Source organism: Citricoccus parietis, assembly GCF_042433045.1.
GTDB classification, from domain to species: Bacteria; Actinomycetota; Actinomycetes; order Actinomycetales; family Micrococcaceae; genus Citricoccus; species Citricoccus parietis.
The window spans coordinates 118,797-133,001 of the sequence record NZ_JBHLWH010000013.1; the positions used below are offsets into that span (position 1 = coordinate 118,797).

Genomic DNA, 14,205 nt, shown 5'->3' on the forward strand with positions numbered 1-14,205 from the left:
CTCAGAGGACCTTGGTGGAGAGGGCGCGGAGGGAGGCCAGCAGGGCCTGGGTGTAGTCGTGTTCCGGTTGTTCGAACACGTGATCGGCCTCCCCGTACTCCACGGCCACCCCGTCCTTCATCACCAGGATCTCGTCGCTCATGTGGTGGATCACCCCGAGGTCGTGGGAGATGAACAGGTAGGTGGTCCCGAGGGTCTCCTGCAGTTCGGAGAGCAGGTCCAGCACCTGGGCCTGCACCGAGACGTCCAGGGCGGAGACGGCCTCGTCCAACACCACGACCTTCGGTTCCGGGGCCAGGGCCCGGGCGATCGAGAGCCGCTGCCGCTGGCCCCCGGAGAGCCGCAGCGGGTGCTTGGCCAGGTGCTCCGGGGCGAGGCCGACCACCCGGGCCAGCTGCGCCGCCCGCTCGGACTGCTCCTGACGGTAAGCCCGCCGCGCCCGGGACGAGGCGAACACCCCGGGGGCCGCGCCGGCGTCGAGAGCGTCCGTGAGGATCCGCTCGCCGCTCCACCGCGGGTCGAAGGAGCTCAGTGGGTCCTGGTAGACCACGGTCACCTCTCGGCGGCGGGGCCTCCTCCCGGCCAGGGACAGTTCGCTCCAGGGCGCACCGTCCAGCAGGACAGTGCCCGCATCCGGGGCGATGAAGCCCAGGGCCATGGACGCCGTGGTGGACTTGCCGGAGCCGGACTCCCCCACGATGCCGAGGGTCCGCCCGGCGTGCACGTCGAAGGACACGTCCCGCACCACGGTGCGGTCCCGGCCGTCCGGTCCCCGGTAGGACTTGGTCAGTCCGCGCGCGGACAGCACCGCCGGGGGGACGATGTCGGCCGGTTCCCCGGGCGCTATCGCGGCACCGTCTGCGGGACGCCCGATCACCCGCCCGGCCGCCCGCTCGGAGCCCCGAGCCCTCCCCTCCTCGGTGAGGTACTCCCCCTTGGTGTGACCCGAGGGCACGGCGTCCAGCAGCTGGCGGGTGTAGGGGTGCCGCGGGTTCTCCAGGACCTCGGCCGCGGTCCCGGACTCCACGATCCAGCCGCCCTGCATCACCAGCACGCGGTCGGCCAGCCGTCCCACCACCGAGAAGTCGTGGCTGATCAGCAGGATCGCGGTGCCGTCCGCCTTGCGCTGGGCCAGCAGGTCCAGGACCTGGGCCTGGACGGTGACGTCGAGGGCGGTGGTCGGTTCGTCGGCCACCACCAGGGACGGGTGGTTGGCGATGGCCGAGGCGATCAGGGCACGCTGGCGCAGGCCGCCGGAGAGCTGGTCCGGTCGCTGGCCTGCCACCAGGTGTGGCTCCGGGACGCCGACCTCCGCGAGCAGCTGTTCCACCCGGGCGGCCCGCTCCGCACGGTCCCGCATGCCGTGCAGGCGCAGCGATTCACCGATCTCCGCTCCCACGGTGCGCAGTGGGTCCAGGGAGACGAGGGCATCCTGCAGGATGAAGCCGATGTCCTTGCCGCGGATGGACCGCCAGTCCGTGTCCCGCAGCGTCTGGATGTCCCGGCCCAGGGCGGTGGCCGTGTCCGCCTGCACGTGGGAGTTGGGCCCGGTCAGGCCGATGAGGGTCCGGGCGGTGACGGACTTCCCGGAGCCCGATTCGCCGATGACCGCCACGCACTCGCCGGCGTGGATCTGCACGGAGACGTCATGCACCACGTGGCTGCGGCGGCCGTGGGCGTCCGAGAACCAGACGTTGAGGTTCTCCACCTCGGCCAGGGGGCGGGGAGCGGCTCCGGCGGCGCCGGAGCCGCGGGCCGCGTCCGTCAGGAGGGGCGTGGCGGTGTCGGTCAGGATGGTCATCAGCGTTCTCCTTCTAGGGTGGACTCCACGAACTTGCCGAGGACGGTGGCGGTCAGGGCGGTGGCCAGCACGGCCAGGCCCGGGATGATCTCCAGCCACCAGGCCTCGATGATGTAGGGACGGCCGGCCTCCAGCAGGGCCCCCCACTCGGGTGAGGGCGGGGCCACCCCGAAGCCGAGGAACGCCAGGCCGGAGGCCCAGACGATGGACTGGCCGATGCCGAGGGTCAGGACCGCCAGCAGGGGCCGCAGGGCGTTCGGCAGGATGTGCTGCACCAGGACCCGGCCGGGGTGGTGCCCCAGGGCCTGCGCCGCCTGGACGTAACCGGACCGCCGGACGCTCATCACCTGGGCGCGGACCATCCGGGCATAACCGGGGGCGATCCCCAACCCGACCGCGAGGATCAGGGTCTGCACCGAGGGCCCGTAGACCGCGATGAACACCATGGCCAGCAGCAGGATGGGGAAGGCGAAGAGGACCTCGATCGCCCGGCCGATGACGGCGTCCGCCCAGCGTCCGCCCAGTGCCGCCCAGGACCCGAAGACCACGGCGAGTCCCACGCCCACGGCCGCGGAACCGAGTCCGATCAGCAGGGACTGGGCGGTGCCGTGCACCATCCTCGAGTACAGGTCCCGGCCCGACTGGTCGGTGCCGAACCAGTGCTCCCAGCTGGGCGCGGCCAGCGGGCTGCCCAAGGTGATGGCGCGCGGATCATGGGTGGCCAGGACGCCGGGGGCGAACGCGGCGAGGAGCAGCAGCCCCGCGAACACCCCGGCGATCCACACGGTGACCGGGACCCGTCGCCAGGCCGCGGCAGGACGGCGCCCGCCCGGCGCGGTGGCGGACGACGCCGGCCCGGCCGGGTGAGACGCGGCGGTCACCCCACCGGTGGTGCCGGCGTCGGCTGTGGTCTGGGGCTGGGCGGTCATGCTGCCTCCTTCAGGCGGGGGTCCACGAGGATGTAGGCGGTGTCCACGATCAGGTTGGTGATCACGTAGACGAGGGCCACGAGCATGACCACGCCGCAGACCACCGGCAGGTCACGGCCGTTGACGGCGGTGACCAGGACGCGGCCGAGGCCGGGGCGGGCGAACACGTTCTCGGCGATCACGGCGGCGGAGAACTGGGCTCCCACCGCCCAGCCGGTCAGGCTGAGACCGGGCAACAGCGAGTGGCGCAGCACGTGGCGCAGCCGCACGCCGCCGTCGGGCATACCGCGGGCCCGGGCGGTGAGGACGAACGGTTCATCCAGGGTCCGCTCGAACTCGGCGCGCATCACCTGGGCGAGGAAGCCGGCCAGCGGGATGCCGAGGGTCAGCGCCGGCAGCACCAGGCCGGCCGTGCCGCTGCCCGAGACCACCGGGAAGAGTCCCAGCCACAGGGAGAACACGACGAGCAGGATGATGCCCAGCCAGTACTGCGGCAGGGCGGCCGCCGCGGACTCGAGGCCGGAGAAGATCCGGGACACCCAGGGAGCGCGGCGGGCCGTGAGCAGCAGCAGCACGATCGCCAGGGCCCAGGCCACGGCGAGGGCGGTGAACGTCAGGACCAGGGTGGGGACGATCTGGTCCCCGATCACGGTGGTGACCGGCTGGTACAGGGTGTAGGAGATGCCCAGGTCCCCGCGCAGCAGGCCACCCAGGAAGGTGACGTACTGGGTGATCAGCGGATCATCGAAGCCGAACTGCTCGTTGATCGGCGCCAGTTCCTCGGCGGAGCGCTCCTGCACCTGCCCGGTCTGCTGGTTCAACAGGAGCGTGGCGCGGTCCCCGGGCAGGAGGGACTGGATGAGGAAGGTGATCGAGGCCGCGGCCCAGATGACGAACAGCGCGCCGAGGACCTTCTTCCCGATGAGCGCGGCGGTCGAGGCGACCGGGCGCCTGCGCCGGACGGGGCCGGGCTCGGGACCGGGCCCCGGGCCTGACGGCTGGGCGGGTGCCGTGGTGAGGGTGTCGGTGGTGACGGACATGGCTCAGCCTTCGTTCTCTGCGTGCTCTGCGTGCTCTGCGGAGAAGCCCTGGGATGAGTCCCGGGCCCCGTCCGAGGTGAAGTGGGCGTCGTGGAAGATCGGCCCACCCTGGGCGGGCTCGAGCCACAGCCCGCTGACCCGGTCCGAGACCGCCAGGGTGTTGGTCTGCGTATACAGGCCGATCGCGGGGGCCAGCTCGCTGAGCTGGTACTGGGCCTCGGAGAACTTCGCGGAGACCGCCTCGGCCGTGGGCGCCTGCAGGGCCTCCTGGATGGTGGTGAACACCTGCTCGTTGTCCAGGAACGTGGTGTTGGCCCCGTTGGGCTGGTCCTCGGTGGAGGGCCGGTAGTTGATGTTGAGGATCCCGGCGTGCGGGCTGGTCCAGTACCCGACGCTGCCGTCATAGCTGTCCGGGGTGGAGTAGGCGCCGGAGAAGTTCTCGGAGGGGGTGAGTGGTCGCAGCTCGATGTCGAATCCGGCGGCCCGGGCCTGCTCCTGGAAGTTCTGGATGGCGGTGTTGCCGTCCGGCGTGACGATGGTGTTCAGGCCGTAGACGATCTTCACCTGCAGCCGCTTCCCGTCCTTGAGCCGGGTTCCGTCCTCAGCGCGACCGGTCCATCCGGCCCCGTCCAACAGCTCGTTCGCCCTCTCCAGGTCGAAGGGGTACTGCTGGGCCGCGTCCGCGTCATAGTCAGGGGTGGACTGGGAGAGGTAGCCGCTGGGCTCGAACGGGACGGTGCCCAGGAAGGCCGACTCGATGTTCGCCTCGCGGTCCGTGGCATGGCTCAGGGCCTGGCGGACCGCCTGGTCGGTGAAGATGCCCCGTTCGGTGTTCAGGTTGATGACCACGGGCCGGCCGGGGGTGATGTACTGCGTGAAGTCATACCGCTGGCGCGCCTCGGCGATGTTGACGGCGGGGATCTCACCGATCGCGTCCATCTCTCCGGCGAGCAGCGAGCCGTAGCGCGAGGTGCCGTCTGGGACGATGTTCCAGCGGACGCCCTCCAGGTGGGCCGGGCCCTGGTGCCGCGCGTTCTCCGGCGCCCAGTCATAGTCCTCATTGCGCTCGAACTCGATGTACTCGCCCCGCTTCCAGTCCTTGACCGTGAAGGGGCCGGAGCCGATCGGTTCGGTGCAGTTCTCCTCGACCGTCCGGGTCTGCAGCGCCGTCGGCGACTGCAGGCCGAAGTACGACTGCGAGATGGTGGACAGGAACGGGGCGAACGGGGCGGAGAGGTGGATCTCCACCGTGTCAGCATCCACCACCTCGGAGTGGTCGTAGAACCCGCCCAGGTGGGCCGCCGCGGTGCCATTGCCGCCGTCCATCCAGTAGTCGAAGTTGTAGGCCACGGCCTCCGCGTCCAACCGTGTGCCGTCCGTGAAGTGGACGTCATCCCGCAGGTTCAGCGTCCAGACCAACTGGTCCTCGGAGACCTCCCAGTCCGTGGCGATCCACGGCACCACGGACCCGTCCTCGGTGGCCGAGACGAGATTGTCCAGCACCTGGCGGGCCGTGAAGTTCTCCTGGATCCAGCCGCCGAAGATGCAGTTGGGCTCCTGGAGGTGCCCGTACTCGAGGACGCCGCCCTGGACCGGTTCCGTGGCGGAGCCGGTCAGTGCTGCCTGCTCCTGCGGGCCCGCGGCCCCGGACGAGCAGGAGGACAGTGCCACGGCCGACCCCACGGCCAGGGCGAGACCGACGGTGAGGGCGCCCGGCCGGCGTCGTGCCGTGGTTCTGGTTCTGGTCCTGGCCGTGGTGGTGGCCGTCTGGTCGTCCGGACCGCGCCGGTTTTCGGGCGCGTTCGGGGAGGGTGGGGTGTTCATGGGGTTCCTTTCGGGCCGCTGGGCGGCTCTCGTGGCCGGGAGGCGCGGGGTCAGGCGCCGGCGGGCACGGCGTTCTCCAGGCGGGCGAAGGCTCCGCGGTACTGGGCCGCCGGGTGGGTTTCGGGGAGCCGGTCGCGGCCGAAGAGCTTCTGGCGCAGGGTGCCCGGGGCGTACTCGGACTGGGCCAGGCCGCGTGCGCGCAGCACCGGCAGGACCTTGTCCGCGAACTCCTCGAAGGAGCCGGGGATGACCCAGTTGATGACGTTGATGCCGTCCACGCCGGCCGCCTGCCACTGCTCCAGCTGGTCGGCGATCTGCTCCGGGGTGCCGACGATGCGGTTGTTGCGGTGGCTGCGCCAGGCGATGTCAGCCACCACGGGCTCGCGGTCCGTGATGGCCTTGGAGGTCCACTCGGCGAAGCCCTTCTGGGTGTTGGTCTCCAGGTCCTTCAGCGGGGTCTCGGGCGGATAGACCCGGCCGTCCGGGTCCACGAGGGCGGCATGGGCCAGGTAGCCGTCCACGGACGCGTACTGCTCGTACTCCTCCAGCTTGCGCTGAGCCTCCTCCTCGGTGTCCCCGATGACGAAGCTCACGCCCTGGTAGAACGTGATGTCCTCCGGGGACCGTCCGGCCTCGACGGCGCGGCGCCGGGTGTCCTCGATCTGCTGGCGGGCCACGTCCGGGGTGGCGGCGACGATGAACACGGCCTCGGCGTTCCGGGCGGCGAACTCACGTCCGGAGGCGGAGGAACCGGCCTGGAACAGCACCGGGGTGCGCTGCGGGGACGGAGACGGCAGGTGCGGGCCCTCCACCGAGTAGCGCTCGCCCACGTGGTGGATCTTGTGCACCTTCTCCGGATCCGAGTACCGCGAGCCCTGGCGGTCCTTGACCACGGCGTCCTCGTCCCAGGAACCCTCCCACAGCTTGTAGGTGACGTCGATGTACTCCTCGGCCCAGCGGTAGCGCTCGGCGTGGTCGGTCAGCCGCGGCAGGCCGAAGTTGCGCGAGCCGTTGTCCTGCGTGCCCGTGACGATGTTCCAGGCGATGCGGCCGCCGGAGATGTGGTCCAGCGTGGAGAGTTGGCGGGCGAACTGGAACGGGTGGGACTGGAACACGTTCGAGGTGGTGGCCAGGCCGATGTGCTCGGTGACCACGGCGAGCGCCCCGAGCAGCACGGTCGGATCGTTGGAGGGAATCTGCAGGCCCTCGTTGACGTACACGGAGTAGTCCGCGTCGGCATCGCCGTAGTGGCCCACCACGTCCGCGAAGAACATCGCGTCGAATTTGGCTGCCTCCAGGGTCTTCGCGAGGTTGATCCACGTGTTGACGTCCGTGAACTCGGTCTGGCCGGCATCCTCTCGGCGCCACTGGCCGTGGTGGATGTGGCTGGTGGTGTTCATGACGAACGCATTAAACCGAAGGGGGCGTAGGGGGCGCGGGGCGGTGTGGGAGGGGGTGTTCTCGGTGCTCATGGTGTCTCCTGGATGCTGATCGGGGTTCGGGTTCACTGCGCGTTCGGCACGGAGCCGATGCGGTAGGAACGGGCTGGCGGGGTGGCGTTGACCTCCCAGTCCCCGATGAGGCGGGACCGGTAGATCAGGGGGTTGTGGTTGGCCAGCACGCGGGCGTTGCGCCAATGCCGGTCCAGCCGCTTCGACTGGCTCAGGGCCGAGGCGCCGCCCACCTCGAACAGGTGGGTGGCCGCGGCCAGGACGTTCTTCGCGATGACCTGCTGGGCCTGGTAGACGCGGATGTAGAGGGCGTTGACGTCCTCCTCCGGCAGGGCCTCACCGGAGGCCTCCCGTTCGAGGATGCCGCCCAGCGCGGAGACCACGGAGTCGAAGGCGGCCCGCGCGGCGAACGCGGCGGAGGAGAGCTCACCGACCACCTGCAGCACCTGGGCGTCGTCCCGCGGCAGGTCCGCGGTCCCATGGCTGAAGGACCGACGCCGGCCGCGGACGTACTCGCTGACGTCCCGCACGATGGCCTCGGCGATGCCGGTCAACGCCGCGAGGTGCAGGAACTGCCAGCTGGCCTGGCCGGTGGCAACACGGGTGCCGTCATCCAGGCCGCCGGCGTAGACCTCCTCGGCCTCGACCGGCGTGTTCTCGAACACCGTGGTGCCGGAGGCGGTGAGTTGCTGGCCGAAGCCGTCCCAGTCGTCCAGCCTCGTGATCCCGGGGGCGTTCACGGACACCGTGGCGGCGATCTCCTCACCGTGGGCGTCCACGGCCGCCACGATGATCCAGTCGGCGTAGAGCGTGCCGGTGGAGTAGTACTTGGTGCCGTTGAGCCGCCAGGTGCCCTCGGAGTCTTGGGCCAGCGTGGTGGTCCCCTCCCCCACGGCGTTGTTGATCTCCGTGACGGCGTTGCCGACCACGGCCCCGTCCCCGAGGCGGCGCAGCCACCGGTCCCGGAACACCGGATCCGGGTGCCCCAGCACGTTCTCCTGGTTGATCAGGTGCGCACGCAGGGCCTGGACCAGGTTCGAGTCCGCCGCCGCCAGCTCCACGATCAGCCGTGCCTGCTCCGCGAAGGAGAGTCCGGCACCGCCGTACTCCACCGGCACCCGCAGAGAGGTGAACCCCGCCGCGGCCAGCCGCCGGACGGCGTCGCGGTCGATGATGTGCTCGGCCTCCCGTTCGGCGGCACTGTCCGCGATGGCGGCGAACACCGGAGCCATCCGCTCCCGGACGGCACGGTAGGCCTGACCGGACGATTCAGTCCCGGTGGAGGCGGCGGTGGAGAGCGCGGTGGCGCGCTCGGTGGTGGTGGTCATCATGCTCCTTCGGTGGTGGATGGGGTGGCGGCCTCCGCGGCGGCGGAGTTGCGGGCCGTGGAATGGAACGGCGGGATGGCGCCGTTGATCCGGTAGTCGCCCACGGCCTGGGTGCGGTAGATCAGCGGGGTGTGGCTGGCGATCGTCCGGGCGTTGAGCCAGTGCTGGTGCAGCTGCCGGCTGGCATCCGTGGCCGAGGCCCCGCCGGACTCGAAGATCTGGTTGGTGGCCTCCAGGATCAGATCGGACACCACGAGCGACGCCTCGGACAGCGCGATGTTGGCCCGGGCATGCGCCTGGACCACCACCGGGTCCTCCAGGTCGGTATGGCCCCGGACCTGGAGGAACGACTCCTCCACCACGGCCGCGGCGCCCCGCACGATGTGCCGGGCCGAGCCCACCTTGGCGGACACGGCACCGATGACCTGGTGCACCAGCGGGTCCTCCGCCGGCGTCTCCGCCGTCGCGTGGTCATAGGTGCGACGCCGGCCGCGGACGAACGCGGTGATCTCGGCCAGCGCGGTGCTGCCGATCCCCGCCTGGGTGGCCGCCAGCACGATCCACAGGACGGTGTAGGCCAGCACGCCCGTGGGGACGTTGAACTCCTGCGTCCGCTGGGCCCGCACGGGAACGTGGTCCAGGGTGGTGGTGCCGGAGGCGGTGAGCCGCTGGCCGAAGCCGTTCCAGTCGTCGATGCGCTGCACGCCGGGATCACGGGCGTCGATGATCGCGAAGACCGGGCCGTCCTCCTCGAGCCCGGGCCGGACCGCGGAGACCAGCAGGTAATCGGCGAAGATCGCCCCGGTGGAGTAGAACTTGTCACCCGTCAGGCGGGCCACCTCCGTGGTGCCCGTGGCGGCGGCCGACTGCACGGTGTCCAGGTCGGCGTCGATCCAGTGCACCGGGCGCCGGCCCGCGGACGGCGGCAGCTCCACCAGGGCGTTGCCGAAGATCCTCCCGGCCGCCACCCCGGCCAGCCACCACTCGGAGACCGCGCCCTGGGACTCGTTCTCGTGCTGCTCGGTGAACATGAAGTGCCCGTGCAGCGCCTGGGGCAGGTTGGAGTCGGCGGCGGCGAGATCCACCAGCAGATCGGCCAGTTGCGGCAGGCTCGCCCCGATGCCCCCGTGGTCGCGGCCGAGCCGCACCCGGGTGAACCCCGCGCCGCGGAGATGTTCAATGGCAGCGAACGCCAGCTCGTGATCCTGCTCGCGCTGTGCCGATCCCGCCGCGATGGCCGCAAAGACCGGCGCAAAGTGCGCGCTGAGCTGGGCGTCCGTCGGTCCCGAGGGGCCGATGGCTGCCCGCAGCTCCTCGAAGGTGGGCAGTCTGGTCAGCGCGGAGCGGTGTTCGAGGTGGGTGGTGTCCGTCATGGGTGTCCCCATCAGCCATGGCACACCGGAATGGCGTTGGCCCGGAACACGGCGTCATCGGGGCCCTGCGGCCGGGACACGCATTCACGGTGGTGCCGTACTTGCCCCGCGGTGGTCCCCGGAGGCCGAATCATCACCTGGAGCACCCCACTACGGTGAGAGGGTTGCCGTCCGGCCAGCCAGGGCTTAGCACCGGATCTCGTGATTCTGTTCTCGACCCTAGGCAGTCAGCTCGTGGCCGCCAAGCCTCGGGTCATGTTCAGCGGCCTGACGTCATCTGCGACCGGTTCCGTGCCGATGTGCCGCACCGATGGCTGCAGGCCGCCCCAGATGACGGTCTGTGACGGCCGGTGACGGACGGGACATTCCGGTCACCAGCGGTAGTCCAGGAACTTGCCGTCCAAGGTGATGACCACGCGGTCGCCATCCGGATCGGCACGGCGGTCGAGGTTGACCTTGAAATTGATGGCGCTCATGATGCCGTCCCCGAACTCCTCGTGGATCAACGCCTTCAGCGCCGGCCCGTAGACCGACATGGCCTCCATCAGCCGGTAGATCGTGGGATCGTTCATCACGGCCGGGTCGCTGCCCCTGTTCGGCTGCTGCTGCAGGCTCTCGGCCACGTCGTCGCCCAGACCGAGCATCTCGACGACGACGCCGGCCTGGGCTGCGGTCATCGGGTGCTGTCCCAGCAGCGCGGCCGTGGTCCACACCGGGGCGGCGCCGAGGGCGCCGGCGAGGTCCGCCCAGGTGAGGCCGGCACGGATGCGGGCCGCGTCGACGAGATCGGCAGCGTGCGCCTTGGGCATGATCGGGTCCATGGTCAGCGGCTCACGACGTGGTCGGACAGGGTCGGCAGCTTCGGCTGACGCTTAGCCCCCGTGCGGTAGTGGGTGGCGTAGAGGGTCAGGCCCACGAAGGAGAGGCCACCCACGAGGTTGCCGAGCACGGTGGGGATCTCGTTCCAGACGAGGTAGTCCATGATGGAGAACTCACCGCCCAGCATGAGTCCGGCCGGGAAGAGGAACATGTTGACGATGGAGTGCTCGAATCCCATGTAGAAGAAGAGCATGACCGGCATCCACATGATCAGTGCCTTGCCCACGACGTCCTTGGCCAGGAAGGCGGCGACCACACCGGTCGAGACCATCCAGTTGCAGAGCACGCCACGGATGAAGAGGGTCAGCATGCCGCCCGCTCCGTATTCGGCGTACCCCACCGTCCTCCCCTCGCCGATCGAGCCGATCTGCTGGGCCACCTCGTTCGGCGGGGTCTGGAAGCCGTAGGTCATGGTCACCACCATCATGATGGCCACGAGGAATGCTCCGGCGAAGTTGCCGACGAAGACCAGGCCCCAGTTGCGCAGCAGACCGCCGATGGTCACGCCGGGCCTCTTGTCGATCCACGCCAGCGGGACCAGGGTGAAGACACCGGTGAGCAGGTCGAATCCGAGCAGGTAGATCAGGATGAAGCCGACCGGGAACAGCAACGCACCCACGAGTGCGTTGCCGGTCTGCACGGTGACGGTGATGGCGAACGCGGCGGCGAGGGCCAGGATGGCACCGGCCATGAACGAGCGGATCAGGGTGTCCCGGGTGGACATGAAGACCTTGGACTCACCAGCGTCCACCATGTGCTTCACGAAGTCTGGCGGGCTGACATAGGACATGTGACATCACTCCAAGGGCGAGGGGCCGGGCATACCCCCAACCTAGGAAGAGTGCGTTTCTGCGGTGTTTCCGTCCCTGCACGGGGCCGCGAAATCTCCCTCACTCCCCCGGCGGGATGCGGTGAGATGCCCCTGCGCTCAATCCCGGCGAGGAAGCTCCCTGACCAGCTTCACCGCTGCGGTGAGCCGGTAGCTCGTCTCGAGCCACTCGGCGATCTCATCCCATCCTTCGTCCTGGGCCGGATCGAGTCCGTCCAGGTCGATGCCGAACCAGCCCGCGGGCCCCAGATAGGCCGGGCGGAAGGCCCGTGGATCCTGCTCCAGGAACGAGACGTCGGCCTCCTCGGGTCTGATCACCACCGCCTGCGGGTGCTGGACGTAGGCGTCCCCGGCGGCGGTCGAACCGGATCGTTCCTGGGCGCTGCCCGTGTCCTTGACCGAGGCCCCGTAGTAGGCGAAGACCTTCTGGGTGAAGAACGCCGGCCTCCCGTGGGAGACCTTCATGTCCGCCGCCGGGAGGGCCAAGGCCAAGGCGCGGACGCGCTGGAAGTGGCGGTCGCCGTCGTCGTACATCTGCGGGTGGGCCATCGGCCCAGTTTCCCCGGTGATCGAGGCCGCGTGAAGTCTCGGCCCCCTAGGCCCCGGGAACCGCGGCGTAGGCCGGCTCGGCCTTCTTGACCCGGCCGATGACCCACATGGTCACCGGGGACAGGACGATCTCGACGACGGACTTGAACACGAAGCCCACCAGCACATAGTTGAGGAACGTCGGCAGGTCCGTGATGCCGATGACGCCGGCGGCGATGGAGCAGAACACGAGGGTGTCCAGGAACTCGCCGACCAGGGTGGAGGCCGCCAGCCGGCCGAAGAGCAGGCGTTCGCCGGAGCGGCGCTTGAGGCGGACCATGAGCCAGGAGTTGGCGAGCTGGCCGATGAGGAAGCCAAGCAGGGAGGCGAGCACGATCAGGGGCACGGGCGCCAGGGTGCGGACGAGCGCGTCCTCGCCGTCGTACCACTCGGCGCCGGGCAGGGCGATGATGACCCAGAAGCAGAGCGCGGAGAAGACCGAGAGGGCGAACGTGGTGACGATGGCGCGCCGGGAGGCCTTGAATCCGTAGACCTCGGAGACCACGTCCCCGATGATGTACGCCAACGGGAAGAGGAAGAACCCGCCGTCCGTGACGATGGGCCCGAAGGTCACGCCCTTGGAGGCTCCGAGGTTGGACAGGATCAGCACGACGGCCATGACCGCCGTGAAGATGGCATAGAGGCCGGTGCCGGTGGGGGCGAAACGGGCGGGGGCGTGCTGAGGGGCAGGTGCGGAAGAGTTCACGTGGGGTCCTTGGGCGGTGGTTCGCCGAGGCCTCCGCCCCAGGGCGGGGTGGCGATCGGCTGTATTAACACTCACTGTGGTCCGGACGCGGCGACTGACGGCCTCAACGGCCCCGCGCTCACCCGCTGCCCCGGGTGGCGTTCGAACGACCCCTTATTCTTCCATATCCGCGCTGGTCGAGAGTGCTCGGTCCTACTGGATGATCATGGCGTCCAGGTCGGGTTCCTGGTCGATGACCCCGTACTTCACAGCCCAGCTCGCCGAAGGCCCGGAGCTACTGGCGGCGAGCGCCACGATGGAGTCGAATACCTATGACCGTAGCCATAGCCCCGCAAACTGTCTATGATTTTGTTGACAATCTTGTTCAATATCCGTGAAGCACGATCCGAGCAGCACCGCGTCCCCACAGGAGCCCGTCCATGACCGAACGCATCCGCGACATCGCCCACCTGTCCACCGTCGAGCTGTACACCCCGAAGTTCGAGGAGTCGCTCTGGTTCTTCCGAGACCTGCTGGCCATGCGCGAGGTCGGCCGCACCACGGAGAACGGTGGCGAGGTCGCCTACCTGCACTGCTGGGACGACTACGAGCCCTACTCCATCAAGCTCACCGAGAAGGAGCACGCCGGCGTCGGCCGCGTGGGCTGGCGCGCCCACAGCCCGGAGGCCCTGGAACGCACCGTGGCCCGCATCGAGGCGACCGGGCTCGGGGAGGGCTGGGTGGACGGCGAGCAGGGCCGCGGGCGCACCTACCGATACCAGAACCCGGACCGGCACCTGATGGAGGTCTACTTCGACACCCAGTGGTACGAGGCCACGGATGAGGACCGACCGGCACTGAAGAACCAGGCATCCAAGTTCCCCGGTTTCGGCGCCAACGCCCGCCGCCTGGACCACATCAACTACCTCACCGCGGACATGGCCGGCGTGTGCGAGTTCTCCGAGAAGGTGATGGGCGGCTACACCACCGAGTTCATCCAGCTCAACGACGGTGACGTGGGTGCCCACTGGTACACCTTCGGCCAGAAGTCCTACGACATGGTCTACTCGGACGACTGGACTGGCACGCCCGGGCGCCTCCACCACGTCGCCTTCGCCTCCGATACGCGCGAGGACATCCTCAAAGCCGCGGACATCTTCCTGGAGAACGGCATCTTCATCGAGTACGGCCCTTACAAGCACGCCATCCAGCAGGGCTTCTTCCTCTACGTGTGGGAGCCGGGCGGCAACCGCATCGAACTGGCCAACCAGGGCTCGCGCCTGATCCTGGCCCCGGACTGGAAGCCGGTCGGCTGGACCCAGGAGGAGCGCGCCAAGGGTCAGGCCTGGGGTATGAAGACCATCCCGACGTTCCACACCCACGGCACCCCGGTGGTGGAGGACGCGGACTCCGCGGCGAACCCGCATGAGGCACCGAAGCAGGACCAGGGCCTGGAGTCCTGACCTCACGTATTCTCG

General features: G+C 69.6%; 12 protein-coding genes and 1 riboswitch. Of the genes, 1 reads left to right on the forward strand and 11 read right to left on the reverse strand.

What is annotated here, in order from left to right:
- Position 1 precedes the first annotated feature (1 nt).
- The 11 genes from ACFFIO_RS04545 to ACFFIO_RS04595 all read right to left on the reverse strand — a co-directional run bounded on the left by ACFFIO_RS04545 (position 2) and on the right by ACFFIO_RS04595 (position 12,748).
- Complete coding sequence (locus tag ACFFIO_RS04545) at positions 2 to 1,801, reverse strand: dipeptide ABC transporter ATP-binding protein (RefSeq protein WP_378040394.1); 1,800 nt, start codon at positions 1,799 to 1,801, stop codon at positions 2 to 4.
- Positions 1,801 to 2,730: an ABC transporter permease gene (locus tag ACFFIO_RS04550; RefSeq protein ID WP_378040395.1), complete on the reverse strand. Its 930-nt coding sequence runs from the start codon at positions 2,728 to 2,730 to the stop codon at positions 1,801 to 1,803. The genes ACFFIO_RS04545 and ACFFIO_RS04550 overlap by 1 nt, the downstream gene beginning before the upstream one ends.
- On the reverse strand, positions 2,727 to 3,770 hold the full coding sequence (locus tag ACFFIO_RS04555; RefSeq protein WP_378040396.1) for an ABC transporter permease: 1,044 nt from the start codon (positions 3,768 to 3,770) through the stop codon (positions 2,727 to 2,729). Before ACFFIO_RS04555 ends, ACFFIO_RS04550 begins: the two co-directional genes overlap by 4 nt.
- Before the next feature lie 3 nt (positions 3,771 to 3,773).
- A complete protein-coding gene (locus ACFFIO_RS04560) occupies positions 3,774 to 5,594 on the reverse strand; it encodes an ABC transporter substrate-binding protein (protein WP_378040397.1) in 1,821 nt (606 codons plus the stop codon).
- A 50-nt stretch (positions 5,595 to 5,644) separates the two neighbouring features.
- Positions 5,645 to 7,066, reverse strand: coding sequence for an LLM class flavin-dependent oxidoreductase (locus ACFFIO_RS04565; protein ID WP_378040398.1), 1,422 nt, complete (start codon positions 7,064 to 7,066; stop codon positions 5,645 to 5,647).
- A 32-nt stretch (positions 7,067 to 7,098) separates the two neighbouring features.
- Positions 7,099 to 8,376, reverse strand: coding sequence for an acyl-CoA dehydrogenase family protein (locus ACFFIO_RS04570; protein ID WP_378040399.1), 1,278 nt, complete (start codon positions 8,374 to 8,376; stop codon positions 7,099 to 7,101).
- Positions 8,373 to 9,746 carry an acyl-CoA dehydrogenase family protein gene (locus ACFFIO_RS04575; protein ID WP_378040400.1) on the reverse strand — a complete coding sequence of 458 codons (1,374 nt, stop codon included), beginning with the start codon at positions 9,744 to 9,746 and terminating at the stop codon, positions 8,373 to 8,375. Before ACFFIO_RS04575 ends, ACFFIO_RS04570 begins: the two co-directional genes overlap by 4 nt.
- A 92-nt stretch (positions 9,747 to 9,838) precedes the next feature.
- Positions 9,839 to 9,953, reverse strand: a riboswitch (SAM riboswitch).
- A 164-nt stretch (positions 9,954 to 10,117) separates the two neighbouring features.
- Positions 10,118 to 10,567 carry a cyanase gene (gene cynS / locus ACFFIO_RS04580; protein WP_446681837.1) on the reverse strand — a complete coding sequence of 150 codons (450 nt, stop codon included), beginning with the start codon at positions 10,565 to 10,567 and terminating at the stop codon, positions 10,118 to 10,120.
- A gap of 2 nt (positions 10,568 to 10,569) precedes the next feature.
- A complete protein-coding gene (locus ACFFIO_RS04585) occupies positions 10,570 to 11,415 on the reverse strand; it encodes a formate/nitrite transporter family protein (RefSeq protein WP_378040402.1) in 846 nt (281 codons plus the stop codon).
- A 138-nt stretch (positions 11,416 to 11,553) separates the two neighbouring features.
- Complete coding sequence (locus ACFFIO_RS04590) at positions 11,554 to 12,003, reverse strand: MmcQ/YjbR family DNA-binding protein (RefSeq protein WP_378040403.1); 450 nt, start codon at positions 12,001 to 12,003, stop codon at positions 11,554 to 11,556.
- Positions 12,004 to 12,049: 46 nt separating this feature from the next.
- The gene (locus ACFFIO_RS04595) at positions 12,050 to 12,748 is read right to left on the reverse strand and encodes a queuosine precursor transporter (protein ID WP_378040404.1); all 699 of its coding nucleotides are present in this window, start codon (positions 12,746 to 12,748) and stop codon (positions 12,050 to 12,052) included.
- Between the two features lie 419 nt (positions 12,749 to 13,167).
- Here ACFFIO_RS04595 and ACFFIO_RS04600 point away from each other — a divergent pair, with 419 nt between their 5' ends.
- A complete protein-coding gene (locus ACFFIO_RS04600; RefSeq protein WP_378040405.1) occupies positions 13,168 to 14,190 on the forward strand; it encodes a VOC family protein in 1,023 nt (340 codons plus the stop codon).
- The last annotated feature ends 15 nt before the right edge of the window (positions 14,191 to 14,205 follow it).

Bases quoted from the DNA above. Each gene is read 5' to 3' on its own strand.
- ACFFIO_RS04550 (WP_378040395.1), bottom strand. From the start codon at position 2,730: ATGACCGCCCAGCCCCAGACCACAGCCGACGCCGGCACCACCGGTGGG.
- ACFFIO_RS04565 (WP_378040398.1), bottom strand. From the start codon at position 7,066: ATGAGCACCGAGAACACCCCCTCCCACACCGCCCCGCGCCCCCTACGC.
- cynS (WP_446681837.1), bottom strand. From the start codon at position 10,567: ATGGACCCGATCATGCCCAAGGCGCACGCTGCCGATCTCGTCGACGCG.
- ACFFIO_RS04545 (WP_378040394.1), bottom strand. From the start codon at position 1,801: ATGACCATCCTGACCGACACCGCCACGCCCCTCCTGACGGACGCGGCC.
- ACFFIO_RS04560 (WP_378040397.1), bottom strand. From the start codon at position 5,594: ATGAACACCCCACCCTCCCCGAACGCGCCCGAAAACCGGCGCGGTCCG.
- ACFFIO_RS04570 (WP_378040399.1), bottom strand. From the start codon at position 8,376: ATGATGACCACCACCACCGAGCGCGCCACCGCGCTCTCCACCGCCGCC.
- ACFFIO_RS04600 (WP_378040405.1), top strand. From the start codon at position 13,168: ATGACCGAACGCATCCGCGACATCGCCCACCTGTCCACCGTCGAGCTG.
- ACFFIO_RS04575 (WP_378040400.1), bottom strand. From the start codon at position 9,746: ATGACGGACACCACCCACCTCGAACACCGCTCCGCGCTGACCAGACTG.
- ACFFIO_RS04585 (WP_378040402.1), bottom strand. From the start codon at position 11,415: ATGTCCTATGTCAGCCCGCCAGACTTCGTGAAGCACATGGTGGACGCT.
- ACFFIO_RS04555 (WP_378040396.1), bottom strand. From the start codon at position 3,770: ATGTCCGTCACCACCGACACCCTCACCACGGCACCCGCCCAGCCGTCA.
- ACFFIO_RS04590 (WP_378040403.1), bottom strand. From the start codon at position 12,003: ATGGCCCACCCGCAGATGTACGACGACGGCGACCGCCACTTCCAGCGC.